The organism is Candidatus Zixiibacteriota bacterium, assembly GCA_026397505.1.
GTDB lineage: Bacteria > Zixibacteria > MSB-5A5 > GN15 > PGXB01 > JAPLUR01.
Genome location: JAPLUR010000060.1, coordinates 20,528 through 38,475 on the forward strand (window position 1 = coordinate 20,528; position 17,948 = coordinate 38,475).

Below are 17,948 nucleotides of genomic sequence, written 5' to 3' on the forward strand. Positions count from 1 at the left end.
TAAGGGATGTTCATTCCACTAAAAGATGAGAATCCGATAGTCAGGAAGCCGGTCGTCACGATTATTCTGATAGCGCTCAACGTTCTGGTCTATCTTTTTACGATGACCAAAACCTCTCGCGCCTTTGAGGCTATTATCTTTCAGTATGGCCTGATACCGGTGGAATTGACGCGTCTGGCTGAAGCGACCCCCAGCCTTCCGTCGCCGATCTTTTTAACTCCATTTACGAGCATGTTTCTCCATGGCGGGCTGATGCATCTGGCCGGCAATATGCTTTTCCTCTGGATCTTTGGAAATAATATTGAGGATCATCTCGGCCCGTTCCGATTCCTGCTGTTCTATCTGGTGGCCGGCCTGGCCGCCGATTTTCTCTTTGTGGTTTTTAATCCCAGTTCCACCGTTCCTCTGGTGGGAGCTTCGGGCGCCATAGCCGGTGTACTGGGTGCTTATATGTTTCTTTTTCCGCGGGCGCGAATTTTAACCCTGATTTTCCTTTTTTATTTTATCCGGATCGTCCGCCTGCCGGCGGTCGTCGTTCTGGGATTTTGGATATTCTACCAGATTCTGATGTCGGCCCTCTCGACCGGGGCCGGCGGCGGTGTAGCCTGGCTGGCGCACGTTGGAGGATTTGCCTTTGGCTGGCTATGGTTCAGAATCTTTGCCTCAAAGGGAAAGAGCGGGAGGCAGAGGATTTACCGAGTAGAAAGGGAATAGATATTCAATCAGTTGTTTTTCAGCAGCTTAGACCAGCCATCAGAGCGACCGGGCTGGGGCCAGTTTCAGGTGTGAAAGCAAGAAAATATCGATTTTTCTTTTTCTTTCCAAAAATGAGTTGTAGAATGTTTGCTTATTCTATTGACTTCAGGGCCCAATTTCTGATATTATGAATCTTGTGAAAAAAGTAACCAGCTAATTCATTTAACTGAAGGTTTTATAAGGATTGCCTCATGAAAAAATATGACATCACTTTAGAGAATCTGCCGGAATTATTTCCAAAGGATTTTACGAAGGATCAGATTGCCAAAGCGCAGACCGTGTTCTTGAAAGAACTGTCCCGCCAGGCGCATCAATTCTATGGCGGTAAAATGATGACGGTGCCCAAGGCCGGGCTTTATGGATTTAACTGGTTCAATGTCTGGTACACACCCGGAGTATCGGTTGTTTCGACCTCTATCCGCGACAATTATGATGCCTCCTTTGAGCTCACAAATCGTGGAAATCTGGTGGCTGTGGTTTCCGATTCGACCCGCGTGCTGGGCGACGGCGATGTTACACCTCCGGGGGGGCTGGGTGTTATGGAGGGAAAGGCATTCCTGATGAAGTATCTGGGCGGGATTGACGCCACGGCGATATGCATCGACAGCAAGAATGCCAAAGGGGAAAACGATGCCGACAAGATGATCGAATTTGTCAAAATGCTTCAGCCGAGTTTCGGAGCAATCAACCTTGAGGATATTTCTCAACCCAATTGCTATAAAGTACTCGATACGCTCCGCGAGGTTTGCGATATTCCGGTCTGGCACGATGATGCTCAGGGAACCGGCTGCGTGACATTGGCTGGACTGGTCAATGCTCTGAAAGTAGTCGATAAGGATATTTCCAAGGTAAAGATTGTCATGCTTGGTGCGGGAGCTTCAAACACGACTATCGCCCGCCTTATCCTTAAGGCCGGCGCCGATCCCAACAGGATGGTCATTTTTGACACCAAGGGAACGCTCCATAGAAAGCGCGAGGATATCAGAGCCGATACCCGATTCTACCGCAAATGGGAACTCTGCGAGCAAACCAATCCCGACTGTATCGACAATATGGAAACGGCCGTAAAGGGCGCCGATGTATTCATAGCTCTATCCAAATCCGATCCGACCACAGTGAAGCCAGCCTGGATCAAGGCGATGGCCCCCAAATCAATTGTCTTTGCCTGTGCGAATCCGGAACCGGAAATTTACCCACATGCCGCCAAAGCTGCCGGCGCCGCCATTGTCGCCACCGGCCGGGGTGATTTCCCCAACCAGGTCAATAACTCGCTCGGGTTCCCCGGTATTCTGAAAGGGGCGCTGCTTGTCAGAGCGCGGAAGGTTACCGATGAAATGGCGATTGAAGCGGCTTATTCCATTGCCCGGGCCGCCGAGAAAAATGGTTTGCGACCTGACTATATCGTTCCGACCATGGAAGAGGATATTTACCCCACTCTGGCCGCCGATGTGGCCATGCAGGCGATCAAAGACGGCGTGGCGCGAAAAGAGATGGGATATGACGAAATTTTCGCCCGGGCCAACAAATCGATTAAAGAGGCTCGCTCGCTTATCAACCATCTGATGCAGGAAGACTTTATCAAGAAGCCCCCTATGGACTGCATTGAGAAGGCGGTTGAGCTGGCGGTTGCCGCCGTAAAGTAGAGCGGCGATAGATTATTCTTGTATTAAGGGCGGTCTCTGACCGCCCTACTTTTTTGGGGCGTGAGGGACTTGCAGTAGCAAGAATGGGGGGGAGATTGCATTTCATGGTTGCATAAATGGACAGCATTGACTAAATTGACCGCATGGGTACACCGTCGAGAGTCCCCGAAGGACCATCAGACGACAATATGCAGAAGACCGATCGCGCCGGGCGAAAAATTTCGCCAATGGTGAAGTTTGTTCTTCTGTTTCTGGTCTTTCTGCTGATTGTCGGTGTAGTGTTCTCGCAGTTGATTACCCGCTACCACGATAATATAATCTGGCTGATGCGCCTGACTGCGACCTTAACCGGGGCTATCGTGTCGATTTTCAGCAGTAATGTCTTCTATTCGGGCGTAATTGTCAGTTTTCGGGGATTCAGCGTGGAAATAATCGATGAATGCACCGGGCTGTTCGAGATGCTCATTTACATTGCCGCGGTGGCAGCTTTTTCCACATCTATCCGCAAGAAACTCCTCGGCATGGCAATCGGAATCCCGGCCATATTCCTGTTTAATCTGGCGAGGATAATATTCCTTCTCCTGGCGGGCGCCTATTCCAAATCGCTCTTTGATTTCATGCACCTCTATTTCTGGCAGGCAACTCTGATTATCATGATATCTTCGGTCTGGATAGGCTGGCTCTATTTAGTGGTTTATCGTGAAAAAAGAACTTTGGAAGTTTCTTCTTAAGCTGGCGATTTTTTCGCTGATATTGGGTTTCCTCTGGTTCTGGAAACTGCAGGATTTTTATCCCTTTCTGCTCAAACCGGCAGCCATTCCCTTTTTCCAGTGGGTCGGCGTAAAGAAGTGGTATCTGTCATGGGTGCTGGATCATTTTACCAATATTGTGCCGTACATAGCGCTGGTGCTGGCTACCCCGGGGATACTCAAGAGATGGAAATGGACGCTGTTGGCGCTGGTCGGCGGGCTGGTGGCGCTGATGATTTCGCATCTATTTCTTTCGTGGATGGTTTATCATTACTCCGCCGAATATCAATTCACCAAATCATTTTTCCGCAGGACTTTTCCTTTTTTCCTGTTGAGCGACGGCCTGCCGCTGCCGCTTTGGCTTTTATTCTATCCCAGGGTGCTTCCGGAATTATTCCGGTTTATTAAACTGGGCAGGAAAGATAAAGCAAGCGAAACAGAATCGAATTTATCGCCCTAAATGATTAGGGGAAGCGTCGGAGCATTTGTGGTTCCGGCGTCTCCCCATATCCGAATTGGGGAATGGCCAGGATTAAGACCGGACCATTTCCATTCCTTTATCCGCTATTCAGATCAGCCAGCGTGTCTGGTCGCCTTTTTGGCCCTGATAACAAAGGCTGTCGCAAAAATTAAAAGAGCGATGAGTACAGCCAGCCCATAAGTAGTCAAGGACGGCACCCCTGCTTTCTGGTTGAAAGTAACATACATGTCCGCCTCGTTCTGCCATTTAATGGTATCAGGAGCAACCGGTCCGGCATGTGCGACAATCATCTGTTTGACCTTGAAATGCCACACTCCTACGTCGGCAGGGTCGCAGAACTGAAGAGTTTTCTGCTGCCCAAGGGCATTGAAAGTCAGCGGAGCCTTGGGAGAGCCGCCGGGGTAAACGATGTTAGTGATCACTAATGAATCCCACGTGCTGTCTCCAGGGATGAGGTCCTTGATATTATCCACATAAGTCTGAGTATAGCATCCGCCGGGTGCCGAAACCAGATCCTGATAGTAATCGCCGAGAACAGGACCGCTATCGACCGTAATAATATTCTCCGGATGGAGATCTATCTCCGCCGAGACTCCGGGCGTCAATAGAAGAAAAAGCGCCAGCGAAAGTCCAGCCATAAAAACCCTACGCATCATCATTTCCTCCATGGTTTATTCATATTAGAATTTCGAAATCAATTTTAAATGCAAAGACATTCCGGTCGCGGGGGGGCGCGGCTTTCCGAGATGCTATAAAAGTCCGTGCCGACAAAAGGATTGACTTGAGTTGATATCAGGGTTCGATCCGCGCAATTAACGCCTGTCCGACCCAATCTGATTTTTGAAAAAGCTTTTTCAAAAGTAAGGATTAATATGGAATTAAGGAATACAATCAAGAAGGATACTAGAAGGGAACCGAATAGAGAGCCTATTCTGATCAGAAGACCAGAGTTTTCAGAGGCCGGAAGGAAGATGCCGCCCAGATTTGTCAGATGGCGCAGAGCATATTCCAGAGGCAACCATAAAATGGCGATGATGAGGGGATTGAAACCCCAATGCTTCCTGATTCGGTTGACAGCTAATGCGAAAACGGCAAGAATGAATCCCATCGCCACCAAATTGAAAAGGAAGTGAGGTGGGGCATTTATCAATTCCGCGGGATATGCGACGGTAGCATATGCTATTGACAGAATTATCCCGCTCTCAATTGAGCCGCGGATGTCTGTTGTGCCGGCTTTCCATAGAAACGGGACCAGCGCAAACAGGGACAAGAAACCAATGCCGGGGTAGAAATGAGCCAACAAGAGAAGAAACGCCGAACTCCCCGCCCAGACAAAGTGCTCCAAGAATTGAATATGCTTAGAGTATCGCTCCAATTTTTCTCCCATCCCTCAGACCCGCTTCAGAAATTCCGGCACCAATTCGGACTTGATTTCCAGTTCTGTCACGTCCTTAAAGGCCGATGATGGAAATCCAGATAGCTAGTCCGCAAAAGCCAACAGGGTTTGTCAGGTAGTCAGAGATAAAAAATCGCGATGAAATAACTATCGATGCAAGTCACCCAATTATGTTGTTAATATATTGCGGAGCCAGCCATCTGTCAAGCTCATTTTGTTCCGCTTTGCCCGCCAGTCAACCCGTTTTGTCATGCTATCGCATTCTGTTGCCGTATAACTCGAGGAGTGTCTTCATAATAAAAATGGTTTAAGGCGCTCCTCTAATCCTACTCTTTTTTTTATTGCTTTTTGGGGGAGAGTCGATTAAACTACCGGTCAGCCTGAAAGATATGGATATCAGACATTGACTTTGAATAGGAAAGAGACTTAAGGAAACAGATTGGCCTTCTTTGATTTTATCTCAAATGATGTCGGAATCGACTTAGGAACTGCCAATACTCTCGTATTTGTCCGCGGGCAGGGGATAGTCCTTAATGAACCATCGGTGGTGGCGGTGGAGAAATCCACCGGCAAAGTGCTGGCAGTCGGTTCGGCGGCCAAAGAGATGCTGGGGCGCACCCCCGGTGAAATCGCCGCCATAAGACCGCTTAAAGACGGTGTCATAGCCGATTTTGAAATTTCCGAAAAACTTCTGTCCGATTTTATCCGGCGGGTCGTCAAACACAAATATTTGATGAAGCCGCGGATTGTGATTTCGGTTCCTTCGGGTATCACGGAAGTCGAAAAGCGGGCGGTGCGCGACTCGGCCGAGAATGCCGGCGCCCGCGAGGTTTTTCTGCTTCAGGAGCCGATGGCGGCGGCCATTGGAGTCGGTCTGCCGGTCGACCAACCCTCGGGAATAATGGTTATTGATGTCGGCGGCGGGACATCTGAAATAGCGGTTATCGCCTTGAATGGAATAGTCAACAATATCTCGGTGCGTATTGCCGGTGATGAGATGAACGACGCCATTATCATGTATCTCAAGAAAAATTATAACCTTCTGATTGGGGAATTGACGGCGGAGGAAATAAAGATCAAAATTGGTTCAGCTTTTCCTCTGGAGAAGGAACTTTCGCAGGAGGTTAAGGGGCGCGATCTGGTGGCCGGGGTGCCGAAGACTCTGAAGCTTTCTTCGGTACAGGTACGTGAGGCGCTGGTCGAGCCGATTGAAAGAATCGTCGAGGCGGTGCGGCAATCACTCGAAAGAACCCCTCCCGAGCTCGCCTCGGATATCCTTGACCGCGGCATAATTCTGACCGGTGGCGGCGCGCTTCTGCGCGGCCTCGACCGTCGGCTTCGTCAGGAAACTAATCTTCCAGTCCATATAGCCGATGACCCATTAACCTGCGTGGTCCGGGGAACCGGCAAAGTGCTCGAAAATATGCAGCAATACTCAAAAGTGCTGATAAAGAGCCGCCGCGACTAACATACAGAATTCTTTATATGACAAGAATTTAGGGCAGACTTGAAATGGTCTGTCTTTTTTGTTAGTCTTTTCGGAGAGCGAATTGTCTAAATATTGAAAACAACTGATAAATGGAAGCAGAAGATGAACAAGAATTCACGGGTAGAGCAAAGGCGGGTGACCGTAGCGCCTTTGACCAGTTAGTGAGGCTCAATAAAGACAAAATGTTCGCTCTAACTTACAGAATGACCGGAGATCGCGAGGCTGCCCTCGATTTGATGCAGGATACTTTTTTTGCCGCTTTCAAAGAGATGGGAGGCTTTCGTCGCGAGGCCAATTTCTCCAGTTGGCTTTATCGCATTGCGGCCAATAAAACCTTGAACTACCTGCGGCGTAAGAAGTTAGTATCCCATATTCCTCTGGCTGGCGCTAATGAGCCGTCTTATGATATGCCGGATCTGGCTGGTTCCGGTGAGCTGAGCCGGGCGATCCGGTCCGGAATGAACTCGCTTCCCCCAAAGCAGAAACTGGTTTTCAATCTTCGTTTTTACGAGCAGCTTCCCTTTGCAGAAATTGCAGCCATAATGAATAAGAATGAATCAACGGTGAAAACTCATTATCAAAAAGCAGTGAATAAGCTTAGAGAAATGCTTCAGGATTACAAGTAATATTATGAATTGCGAACAGCTCAAAAAGGAATTGTCCCATAAATTGGGATTGCTCTCCGTGACCCCTGCGGAGAAGGAGCATCTTGACAGTTGTGCCGGATGTATGCAATACTATGAAGAGTTGTCCTCGCTGGAAGAGGGTCTGAGATTCCAGCCCAATCCGCTTACGAAAGAGGAATTCGCCCATCTGCAGGAAAGCTTGGAGAATAAAATCAGCCGTTTTCAGAATCGGGCTTTTCTGTTTTATCGAGTGGCGGTGCGTTATGGGGCCTCGCTGGCGGCTGTCCTCTTGCTTGTCTTTGTCTCGATGCTGGGTCATAACAGTCAGAAATTACGGCCGCTTTCGGAAGGAGATTCGGTGGCGGCGCTCATTTCCGGCACTTCTGCCGGCATAATCACTGATTCTACCGAGGCGAGCAATCTGACCACCGAAAGTGCGGAAGGGACCGATACAAATGATGAGACTCTGGATGACCAATATCTTGACGTCATAATTGGCAATTATGTTGAGGCTTATGGGTTTAACGCCGGTGAAATGCTTCTGGGAGAGCTGAATAGTGATGAGCTTCGAATTTTAAAAAGTAGAATGAAAACAAAGGATATCTTATGAGGAAAGAGAAATATTTTGCCCTGATCTTTGTTTTGCTGCTTGTTCTTCTCTTTGGCAATGCAATTCGCGCTCAGGAGCCTGGTTGGCCCGGCTGTGGCCGGGGAGAAGAACGGGCCAGAAATCTGGAAAGCCTTCGACTCTTGAAGCTGATGGAAGCATTGGAATTGAATGATGAACAGAGCACCAAATTTATCTCCTTATTTGTGGACTTCAGAAAGGAGATGCGCGGGATTAATGACGATATCCAGACTGAAATAGACCATCTATCTGAATTATTGAGCGCCGAGAAGCCCTCCGAAGATTCCATAAAGACGGAAATAGCCAGAATAGAGGCACTAAAGTCAGGGATGGAGGATAATCAAAGGAAATTTCATACTGAAGTTTCAAAACTATTAACCGTGGTACAGATGGGGAAGATGGTGGTTTTTGAGATGCGGTTTGAGCGGGAACTGATAATGAATGTCAGAGGTCTCCGCACCGGTCAAATGCCGCCGCTCGGCCCCTGAGTACTGCATAGAACTTATTATTCCAAGGAGAAGAAATGAAAAGAAACCTGGCATTGTTCGCAACCGTGATTCTGCTTCTGGCCCCGTTGGCCATGGCCCAGCCCGGTGGCTGTGGAAAAGGGATGGGCATGGGCAAAGGTATGGACATGGGAAAAGGGATGGGGATGGGGATGTGCCGGCAGGATTGCATGATGGGTGGGGAATGCGTTCATCCCGGCATGATACTCAAAATGGCCGATGAAATCGGATTGGATGCCGGGCAGAAGACCCAGATATCCAAAATGACTGAGGAATTCGGTGTTGCCCGTATCGACAAAGATGCTGAATTGGAGAAAGCGGAACTGAAATTACGCTATTTGATGAAGAATGATGGGGCGGAAAAAGAGATTCTGGCGGCGATGGATAAAGTCGGCCAGTTGAAAACTGAAATGCAGAAAATGAGATTCCAGCATCAGCGGCAAATCAAGGCTCTCTTGAATGCCGATCAGCAGAAGAAACTCAAAGAGCTGATGCCCAAGATGTGCGGCCAGGGGGGACCGGAAATGGGTGAAGGACCGGATTGCAGGATCGAGAAAGTTATCATGCTTTCAGATGATGATCCGGGCGATGCCCCTGGCAGAATGATGGGATGCAATAAGCCATGTGGCAAGAAGTCTAGATGACGAAACTAGTGTAACAGGCAGATTAATAAATCTGACATAGAAGGCAGGTTTTTGACTTGCCTTCTTTTTTTATTGCGAATATCTGCCAATTTGGCAGAAAAATGGCATATTTGACTTGACTTTTGTGGCTCGCCTTATTAACAATAGCGCCATGAGTATTAAAGATCAGTATATAATTGATTATCTGGCCTATAAGGCCGGAAGACCTTTGAAATTGAGAGAGCTGGCTCACGAATTAAGAATTTCTGAAAAGGAATACCCATCTTTCCGAGGCGCTGTCAAGAAGTTGATAGATTCCGGAAAATTGGTGAAGCTGCGGCGAAACCGATTGGGAGTCCCCTCGGAATTGAATCTGGTGGTCGGCAATATCTCTATTTCCAAAGGAGGATATGGAACGACCTTCACCGAATCAGGCGAGCCGGTTGTGATTCCTCCCTCCGATACTCTTACGGCCCTCGACGGTGATAAAGTCATGGTGCGGGTCGAGACCGGCGATGAAAACGAATTGCATGGTAAAGTAATTAAGGTTCTGGAGCGGGCCTCACGCAATATTATCGGGACTTTCAGAATCGGCCGGAATTTCAGCTTTGTCGTCCCGGACAATAAGAAAGTCCAGCGCGATATTTATATTCCTGTCAAATTATCCCAGAAAGCGCGTGATGGCGAGCGGGTGGTGGCCCGAATCAACTCCTGGGAGGATGCTTTGAGCAATCCGGAGGGAGAGGTACTGGAGAGAATCGGTATGCCGGGCGAGCCGGGCGTGGATCTTCTGACGGTTATAAAGAATTATGAACTTCCCGAGGAATTCCCCAGAAAAGTAATCGAGGAAACCGAAGAGGCCGCCGCATTTTTTGCACCGGAGGAATTGGGTCGGCGGCATGATTTCACCAAAGATATTATTTATACCATCGATCCTGAGGATGCCAAAGACCATGATGATGCCATTTCTGTGACGAAAACGCCCCAGGGATACCGCCTGGGAGTGCATATTGCCGATGTTTCTTTCTTTGTGCGCGAAGGAACGATGCTCGACAAGGAGGCATTCGAACGGGGCAATTCGGTCTACCTTCCGGGGATGGTGATACCGATGCTTCCCGAGAAGCTTTCCAACGACCTCTGTTCTCTGCGGCCGAACCGCAAGCGGCTGGTTTATTCGGCACTCATCAATTTTGATGTTGACGGCAACATGCGGGATTGGGAACTCTGCGAAGGGGTGATCAACTCCAAGGCCAAGTTAAGCTATGAAGAAGTGCAGGAATTTTTCAACACCGGCAAATCTGGTGATAGTGTCGGCAAGGTGGCCGAGAATCTTCTTCTGGCGCGGCAGCTTGCCTCCCTGCTTCAAAAGAAGAGGATAGCGGAGGGTTCTCTGGACTTTGATCTTCCCGAGGCCAAAATAGTTCTTAACAGTAGAGGGGAGATTATTGAAATAGGAAACCGTGTGCGGTTGGAGTCGCACCGTCTTATTGAGGAATTCATGCTGGCGGCCAATAAGGCGGTGGCGTTGCATGTCTTCCGGATGGGACAAAAATTTCTCTATCGGGTACATGACAAGCCCGATATGGAGAAACTTGAGGCGTTTTCCTATCTGGTTTCGACTCTGGGATACCATTTCCCGGTTTCCGACACGGTCAAGCCGATTCAATTCTCCCGTTTTCTGGAAAAAATAAAAGGGAAACCGGAGGAGGAGCTTCTCAACGAACTGGCGCTCCGCTCCATGAAGAAGGCGGTCTATCAGCCGCAAAATATCGGTCATTTTGGATTGGCATTCACCCATTACACTCATTTTACTTCGCCTATCAGGCGTTATCCCGATTTGATGGTGCACCGTCTGCTGCGGAAACTGAAAAGCGGGCGTTACCCCGAAACATTGAGCAAGCGTATTGATAATATTTTGACCAATGTCGGGCAGCATTGCTCCGAGACCGAGCGCACCGCCGAAGCGGCGGAACGGGAAGCAATCAAAATCAAGCAGGTGGCTTTCATGGCCGAGCGGATAGGCCAGGAATATGTCGGAGTAATATCGGGGCTTCTGAATTTCGGTTTCTTTGTTCGTCTCGGCGGGACCGGGGCGGAGGGGATGGTTCGTCTATCCAGTCTTGATGATGATTACTATAAGTATGATGCGGACCATTTTCGTCTCGTGGGAAGAAGAACCGGGCGTATTTTTCGATTGGGGGATCAAGTGACGGTGGGAATTCAGACAGTCGATAAGGTCAAAAACGAAATAAATCTTTATCTGGTTGAAGCCGCCGAACCCCGGCAACGAAAGTCTAAAAGGAAACATCGTCAAAGATGATACAGAACATATTGGTACTTGCCAAACCGGAATTTGCGGAGGGGGATCCGCTTTTTGGCAGTACTTTCAGGGCGATGGGGGAATTCGTTTCAGAGCTGTCACAATTATATACTATCCTCAAGGAGCGTTCGGTCGAGTTGATTCTTATCGGTGGGGAATTTCAGGGGATTAATCCCGGGATCATAAGACGAATCAGAATGCGGGCGCCGGTTGTCGATATCTGGAAAATTGTCCCGACCATGCAGCATCAAATCGGCGACGAAGGGTTATCGCTTGATGGGTTCATCAGCCTGGCCGATGGTGCCGATTCCATCGCCAAGAAGGTCCGCCGCATTTTGTATCAAAAGGCTCTGCTGCGAAAATACGATCTGGTGGGGCGCTCGGAAAAAATGAAAATGGTCGCCGAAACGATAGATAGAATCGCCGCGACTGATATCAGTGTCCTGATAATCGGGCCCTCGGGTAGCGGCAAGGAACTCGTGGCCCGCGCCATACATACTAATTCCAATCGAAACGAGCGCCGTTTTGTGGCGGTGAACTGTGGGGCGCTGGCCGAGGGGATTCTGGAATCGGAGCTCTTCGGGCATGAAAAGGGTGCATTCACCGGATCGGTCGGCAAGCGTGAAGGACTCTTTGTGCAGGCAGACGGCGGCACAATTTTCCTTGATGAAATCGGCGAGACGAGACCGGATATGCAGGTAAAGCTATTGCGGGTGCTGGAAGACGGCATTTTCTACCCGGTGGGAGGCGACAAACCTGCCCATTCCGATGTCCGGGTAATTGCGGCCACAAATCGCGACCTGTCGGAGGCGATACGGGAAGGTGCTTTCCGTGAGGACCTCTATTTTCGCCTCGGCGTGGTCAAGATAATTCTTTCCTCGCTCTACGAGAGGAAAGAAGATATTCTTCCCCTGCTCTGCCACTTCGCATCGTGTGAAAAAGTAAAAGGATTCTCGGATGGCGCTGTTGATTTGCTCTTACGGTATGACTGGCCGGGGAATGTGAGACAGTTGCGCAACTTTGTGGCGCATGTGGCGGCGCTTCACCCGGAAGGTGAAATTTCCGTACATAATGTTGAACAGTTTATCGCCGAACAGGGGATAACGCAGCGACAACTGCCGGTCGTAACCGGGAGGACGCCGGATGAAGCCGGGCATGAATTAATTTACCGCGCACTGCTCTCGCTGGGAAGCGAAATCAAGATGCTGCGTGACTTGATAACGGTCAATCTTCCGACCAGAACAGAATTCGAAAATGGCGCCGCCGGGCAGCAGACAACAGTCGCCGGATCGGGTGGGACAATGCAGGAGGTGGAAAAAGAGATGATTGAAGCGGCGCTGAATGAAGCCAACGGCAATCGCAAGATGGTGGCTCGAAAGCTCGGTATCGGCGAAAGAACGCTCTACCGAAAATTGAAGAAGTACCATCTGACTTGACCAGAATTCTCCATGTTTTCACTTTCAGCCTGCTTTTTATCGTTATATCTGTACCCACTGCTCTGACTCAGATTATATCCGGTGAGGTTTATCCCTCCGATGAAGAGATTTTTGAGGCGTACTTGCGCGGTGATATTGACTATCAAGCATATCTTAATCTGGTCGAGATATTTGACGGCGGAATTGACAGCACTGAGCTGTATCTTCTGGATGAAATTCCCGGCTTCGACTACTTTACTAATTCGTACCTGAAAAGCTTCACGGAATCGGAATCGGAGCAGGCGGCGGCATTTTTAAGTGTAAGCGAAGTCGAAAATGAAGTTAAGGCCAATGGGTATCTGAAATATCGAGGGTGGCAGAAACTTGGAGAAAACGGTGAGCGAAAAAACCAGTATTATATCAATTCATCTATTGCCGCCGATTGGAACTTGACCGGACGATTCGAAAGGAATTATCAGCATATCGGGAAATGCACTCAAAGGGCGCTTACCTATCGGGGGAAACCGGGAACGCTGAAGAAAATAGTGATTGGGAACTATAACGCCCGGTATGGTTTGGGACTCACTGTAGGATATCGCGGCAGGCTCTTTGACAAGGGCGAGCAATCCGAAGATGCCTCCTGGCTCTTCCCGGTTTATGGCGGATTCAACGGTATCTATGCCGAGGGGGGGGCGCAAAAGCGACGCGGTCAAGTGGCTGATTCATTATGATCAGAACTCCGATTATCGCATTCGCGCCACCGCCCTCGATCTATCCAGACGATTCCACAAATTCCAGCTGGAGGGAATCCTTCTGGGGGCCATGGTCAACAATCGTATTACCGGGGTGGAATATCGTCATTATCAATTGGGGATATCGGCACAGTATCGCGTGAAGGCAGGACAGGCGGCGCTGGAACTGGCCTTTCCCAAAAATGCCCGCACTCTTTTCCCGGCGGCGCTTATGGAATCGGAATATACGGAGGGCCCGATCCGGCTGCGGCTTTCGGCCTGGCATTATGATGGAGAGTTCCTGAATCTGATTGGCGGGGGGCGCTCCGGGCTGCTTTATAGCGACGTTACAATCGACACCATTCAATTCAGTTTCCGCGACCGCCGCCATGACCAGCAGGGAATGCTGTTCAAAGCAAATACCGAGATGGGTCATGATATCACCACCGATTTCTCCTGTTCCATTTATGGTAAAGACCGCTATGAGAGAGCCGCCCGTCTGGTCGCCGGGCTGGAGGTGCCGCTATCCCTTCAATCCCGTGTAAGAATGGAATTTCGCCATTATGAAGAAAACCACCCGGGTGAGTTGGTTTTTGAAAATCAAGCCCGAGCCGAGTATCGGTTCTATTCAGACCGAATTTCTCTAAGAAGCTATCTGGGGTATAAGTTGGATAAATGGAATAATGAATACCTTTCCTGCTTCACACGGGTCAGAGTGTTCTTGTCATCACCGGGGACAACAGAAATCTGGCTGAATCTGGATAAACTGAATACCCGAACCGGCCGAATTGATTATTTCTACGGCTATCTGCGCGAGGCCTTCCGCCTGATGAAATATGTTGAGTTGGCTGCGAAATATTCATATCGTTACAGTCGCAGTTATACCGAGCGGGTAGAAGCGACTCTCTTTTTTGAGGTGAAAGTAGAATGGTAATGAGCCGGATTTTTTGCACATTGTTATTTCTGTTGGCGGCTTTTGGTTTGGCGCAGGCCGATATAATTATCAACGAGGTCATGTCCAACGAACTTGGCGCCAACGTGTCGCTGGAGTGGATTGAATTATATAATAACTCCGATAGTGCCAAATCGCTTCTGTTCTACTCGCTTGACATTGATGGTGTCAGTCTTACTCTGCCCGGTATCTCGTTGGGGCCATATCAATATTATATCGCATGTCGCAGGTTGTACGATTCGGCAACCGTTATCGGTTTTGAATCGGTTTGGGGCGACGGCAGCGGCTTATGGGGTGACACACCTCAGGAAAATTATCAGGTACACCGCCTCGCGGAACTGGCTTTGAGAAATGATTCCGGGACCATTATCCTGAAATATGCCTCAATTGCCAAATCCATTTTCCATTGGACGAGCGCTGGACAGGATGGAGTTTCATGGGAAAGATTCGCACCCACTTCGCTGGTAATAAGCAACTCTTTCGACCCCCGCGGCGGAACACCGGGAAGAATAAATTCCAGTACGCCCCGACAGGATGATCTGGCGTTGCTGAAAATATCGGCTTATCCGGAATCGGACAACATGACCGGATTAAATTACTTGATCGCCAATATCGGGCTTCAACCTGTGTCAGGGGCAGCACTGAGTATCTATTATGATAATAACGAAGACAGCATTGTTGCCGATTCCGATTTCGTGGTTATATTCAATCTGCCGGATATGGCGCCGGGTGATACCATAGCGCGGATAGAGAATTTGCACCTTCGGGGTACATACGCCACTCTTCTGGCGCGGCTTCCCCAGGATGACCGTCCCGCTAATAATCTGGTATTGCTGACGGCGCCGGGTGAATATTTCCCGCCGATAATCCTCTCCGAATTTCTGGCCGATCCGCAATCGCCCCTGAGAGCGGAATGGGTCGAAATAAAAAACCGCAGTGACAGCACCATTAATATTAAAGGGTGGCTGCTGGGTGATTCGGCCCGGCAATATCAAATTACGGCGCTGGATTATTTTCTGTCGGTCGGCGAGTATCTGGTGCTCTGTGATGACAGCAGCGCTTTCAAATCCTTCTATACGGCAAGCGAAATCCCGTTGCTCCAGATGAGCGGCTGGGCGTCACTCAATAATAATGGGGATAAAATCAGACTGACCGATTCCTTTGGCTTTGTCGCCGATAGTTTCCTCTATAGTCTTGCCTATGGAGATAATTACACCTGGGGACGAGGCGGAGAGGTCGATATCACCGGCCGCTGGGGACGTTCTGTTTCGCCCGGCGGTACGCCCGGACAGGGGAATGAAGTTTATTATCAGGCATCGGCGTCGAAGATAGAGATTAAAGTTGAACCGAATCCATTCTCGCCCAGAGAAGATGGTGAGATGGTGATAACCTTTGCCGTCCCGCCCGGCGATAATTTGAGCATGAGATTATATGATACCGAGGGGCGAGTGGTTAAGACTCTGCTGGATAAAATGCCGGCATTGGACGGAACGGTTCGCTGGAACGGCAGCAGCGAGGCCGGGCGGCGTCTGCCGGTCGGGATTTATATCCTTTTTGTTGAAGTTTATGGCCGGGAACAGTACAAGCAGACGGTGGTGATCGCGCCATGAGGTCGAAACTAATCTTTCTCTGCCTACTTGGCCTTTCGCTGCCGGCATTCTCGTTCGATATCGGGGCGGGAAGGCTGACCGGTATGGGCGGAACAGTGCTTTTCTCATCACCGTCCGCATCTGATTATCTGGCCTGCCCGGCGGTATTACTTTCCGAGCGGCAGTTGGTTTTTGAGTCGGGTTTCCAGAGAAAATATGATTTGGCCGATCTGGATAAGGTTTTTGCGGCAGCGGCTTATCGGTATAGAAGTTTCTCCGGGGCCGTCGGTTTCTCGCAATTTGGCCGGGAGAATTATTACACGGAGAAACTTATTAGGGGGGCACTGGGGGTGCAGTTCCGCTTGATGACGCTGGCAATTGATATTTCGGGATGGACCATAGAGATAGGGGACAACCATGGTTCGTTCAATATGGCCTCCCTGGGAGTAACCGGCGGCCTGAATTATGAGAGGTTTCACCTGGGATTAGCCGCAGACAATATCAATCAGCCGGCGCCGATCGACGACGCTGAAAGGTATCAGACCGTCTTTAAGATTTATGCTGAAGTAGAGGGACCCTCGACCTATTCTCTCACCGGGCGGGTGGCGCTGGAAAAGTACGAAAAACCGATTCTGGCCGTCGGCCAATATATCCGTTTGCAGGGGAAGAATGCCATCTTCTGGGGGGTAAGCAACAATCCTCTCACTTATGGCGGTGGTATTGACCTGCATTATCGCGGTTTCCGGCTCGGTTATGCAGCCTCATATCACCCGGTTCTGGGGATGAGTCATAATTTGTCGCTGGAATTCGTGTGGAAGAGCTGATCGCATAAGAGAGCTTTATGGAATTTCTATCACCTCAGGACAGAATCATACAATATGAGCGGCGGATATTAGCTCCTTATGCCGCATTTTCCTCGGGCAGCCGCGGGCGGCAGTACCGCCAGAGCGAACATCCCCTTCGTTCAGTCTATCAGCGTGACCGCGATCGGGTCATCCATTCGGCGGCTTTCCGCCGCATGGAATATAAGACACAGGTTTTTGTCAACCATGAGGGGGATCATTATCGAACGCGCCTGACACATACGATAGAAGTAGCTCAGATCAGCCGGACGATTGCCCGGACTCTGGGATTAAATGAGGATCTGGCCGAAGCGATCGCACTGGTGCATGATCTGGGACACACCCCGTTCGGCCATTCGGGTGAGGATGTTCTTGATAATCTCATGGCCGATTTCGGCGGTTTTAATCATAATCGGCAGTCACTGCGGGTGGTTGATATTCTGGAACGAAGGTATCCTGATTATCCCGGCCTCAATCTTACCTATGAGGTTCGTGAGGGGATTATCAAGCATGAAACCGGCGGCCCGCAGATTTGCCCGGAAATATTTCCGCCGGAGGAAAAGCCGACTCTGGAAGCCTCGCTGGTTGATATGGCCGATGCCATCGCTTACAACAGCCATGACATCGATGACGGATTATCATCGGGAATACTCAGTTGGGATGAATTGGCGGACGTGCCGATATGGGTCGAAGCCAGGACCGAATCGGAGCGGATATTCCCGTATCTTGATAAAAAGCTTCGTCGCCATTCCATAGTAAGACTTCTGGTCGACCGTCAGGTAGGCAGCCTGATACAGCAAACCTCCCAGAACATTCAAGAAAACAGGATCAATTCACTGGCTGATGTTCGCCGTTATCCGGGAAGGCTGGTCGAATTTGCAATTCCGATGCAGGAAAAGATGAGCGTCCTCAAAAAATTTCTCACGTTGAAAATGTACCGCCACCCAAAGATCATGAAAATGGCCGATGAGGCCCGGATGATTTTGGAAACATTGTTTGAGGAATATCGCCGTGACCCAATAAAACTCCACGGTAAGTTCAAGCTCCGTCTTGATAAGGAGCCGGTCGAAACCATCATTGCCGATTTCATTGCCGGAATGACCGACCGATATGCGGTACGTATGTTCGGGCAGATGAAAGCGCGGTGAAAAATTCTCACCATTTGTCATCCGGGTCTCAGCCGAAACCCTCTTTATCGAATT

The 17,948-nt window shown here is 49.6% G+C and carries 18 protein-coding genes; 16 read left to right on the forward strand and 2 right to left on the reverse strand.

Features of this window, described 5'->3' with window-relative positions:
- The first annotated feature begins 6 nt into the window (after window positions 1-6).
- The 4 genes from NT002_05780 (at window position 7) to NT002_05795 (ending at window position 3,608) form a co-directional block, all read left to right on the forward strand.
- Entirely contained in the window at window positions 7-714 is a 708-nt protein-coding gene (locus NT002_05780; GenBank protein MCX6828777.1) for a rhomboid family intramembrane serine protease, read from the forward strand.
- 233 nt (window positions 715-947) lie between these two features.
- Window positions 948-2,399 carry an NADP-dependent malic enzyme gene (locus NT002_05785; protein ID MCX6828778.1) on the forward strand — a complete coding sequence of 484 codons (1,452 nt, stop codon included), beginning with the start codon at window positions 948-950 and terminating at the stop codon, window positions 2,397-2,399.
- Between the two features lie 188 nt (window positions 2,400-2,587).
- Window positions 2,588-3,130, forward strand: coding sequence for an exosortase H (gene xrtH, locus NT002_05790; protein ID MCX6828779.1), 543 nt, complete (start codon window positions 2,588-2,590; stop codon window positions 3,128-3,130).
- Window positions 3,099-3,608, forward strand: coding sequence for a hypothetical protein (locus tag NT002_05795; GenBank protein ID MCX6828780.1), 510 nt, complete (start codon window positions 3,099-3,101; stop codon window positions 3,606-3,608). The genes xrtH and NT002_05795 overlap by 32 nt, the downstream gene beginning before the upstream one ends.
- Before the next feature lie 113 nt (window positions 3,609-3,721).
- Here the strand turns inward: NT002_05795 and NT002_05800 are convergent, their stop codons facing one another.
- The gene (locus NT002_05800) at window positions 3,722-4,288 is read right to left on the reverse strand and encodes a hypothetical protein (protein ID MCX6828781.1); all 567 of its coding nucleotides are present in this window, start codon (window positions 4,286-4,288) and stop codon (window positions 3,722-3,724) included.
- Window positions 4,289-4,329: 41 nt separating this feature from the next.
- On the reverse strand, window positions 4,330-5,004 hold the full coding sequence (locus NT002_05805; protein ID MCX6828782.1) for a hypothetical protein: 675 nt from the start codon (window positions 5,002-5,004) through the stop codon (window positions 4,330-4,332).
- A gap of 460 nt (window positions 5,005-5,464) precedes the next feature.
- Here NT002_05805 and NT002_05810 point away from each other — a divergent pair, with 460 nt between their 5' ends.
- The 12 genes from NT002_05810 (at window position 5,465) to NT002_05865 (ending at window position 17,894) form a co-directional block, all read left to right on the forward strand.
- Entirely contained in the window at window positions 5,465-6,493 is a 1,029-nt protein-coding gene (locus NT002_05810; GenBank protein ID MCX6828783.1) for a rod shape-determining protein, read from the forward strand.
- Between the two features lie 110 nt (window positions 6,494-6,603).
- Window positions 6,604-7,140: an RNA polymerase sigma factor gene (locus tag NT002_05815; GenBank protein ID MCX6828784.1), complete on the forward strand. Its 537-nt coding sequence runs from the start codon at window positions 6,604-6,606 to the stop codon at window positions 7,138-7,140.
- A 4-nt stretch (window positions 7,141-7,144) separates the two neighbouring features.
- Window positions 7,145-7,750 carry a hypothetical protein gene (locus NT002_05820; GenBank protein MCX6828785.1) on the forward strand — a complete coding sequence of 202 codons (606 nt, stop codon included), beginning with the start codon at window positions 7,145-7,147 and terminating at the stop codon, window positions 7,748-7,750.
- On the forward strand, window positions 7,747-8,256 hold the full coding sequence (locus NT002_05825; GenBank protein MCX6828786.1) for a periplasmic heavy metal sensor: 510 nt from the start codon (window positions 7,747-7,749) through the stop codon (window positions 8,254-8,256). The genes NT002_05820 and NT002_05825 overlap by 4 nt, the downstream gene beginning before the upstream one ends.
- Window positions 8,257-8,291: 35 nt before the next feature.
- Window positions 8,292-8,918, forward strand: a complete 627-nt coding sequence (locus NT002_05830; protein MCX6828787.1) for a hypothetical protein — start codon at window positions 8,292-8,294, stop codon at window positions 8,916-8,918.
- Between the two features lie 151 nt (window positions 8,919-9,069).
- Window positions 9,070-11,217, forward strand: coding sequence for a ribonuclease R (rnr, locus tag NT002_05835; protein ID MCX6828788.1), 2,148 nt, complete (start codon window positions 9,070-9,072; stop codon window positions 11,215-11,217).
- Complete coding sequence (locus NT002_05840) at window positions 11,214-12,653, forward strand: sigma-54 dependent transcriptional regulator (GenBank protein MCX6828789.1); 1,440 nt, start codon at window positions 11,214-11,216, stop codon at window positions 12,651-12,653. Before rnr ends, NT002_05840 begins: the two co-directional genes overlap by 4 nt.
- Complete coding sequence (locus tag NT002_05845; protein ID MCX6828790.1) at window positions 12,650-13,363, forward strand: hypothetical protein; 714 nt, start codon at window positions 12,650-12,652, stop codon at window positions 13,361-13,363. Before NT002_05840 ends, NT002_05845 begins: the two co-directional genes overlap by 4 nt.
- Entirely contained in the window at window positions 13,311-14,297 is a 987-nt protein-coding gene (locus NT002_05850) for a hypothetical protein (protein MCX6828791.1), read from the forward strand. Before NT002_05845 ends, NT002_05850 begins: the two co-directional genes overlap by 53 nt.
- Window positions 14,297-15,925 (forward strand): lamin tail domain-containing protein, encoded by a 1,629-nt coding sequence (locus NT002_05855; GenBank protein ID MCX6828792.1) that lies wholly within the window; start codon window positions 14,297-14,299, stop codon window positions 15,923-15,925. Before NT002_05850 ends, NT002_05855 begins: the two co-directional genes overlap by 1 nt.
- Window positions 15,922-16,728, forward strand: a complete 807-nt coding sequence (locus NT002_05860) for a hypothetical protein (GenBank protein MCX6828793.1) — start codon at window positions 15,922-15,924, stop codon at window positions 16,726-16,728. Before NT002_05855 ends, NT002_05860 begins: the two co-directional genes overlap by 4 nt.
- A gap of 17 nt (window positions 16,729-16,745) precedes the next feature.
- Window positions 16,746-17,894 carry a deoxyguanosinetriphosphate triphosphohydrolase gene (locus NT002_05865; GenBank protein ID MCX6828794.1) on the forward strand — a complete coding sequence of 383 codons (1,149 nt, stop codon included), beginning with the start codon at window positions 16,746-16,748 and terminating at the stop codon, window positions 17,892-17,894.
- Window positions 17,895-17,948: the final 54 nt, after the last annotated feature.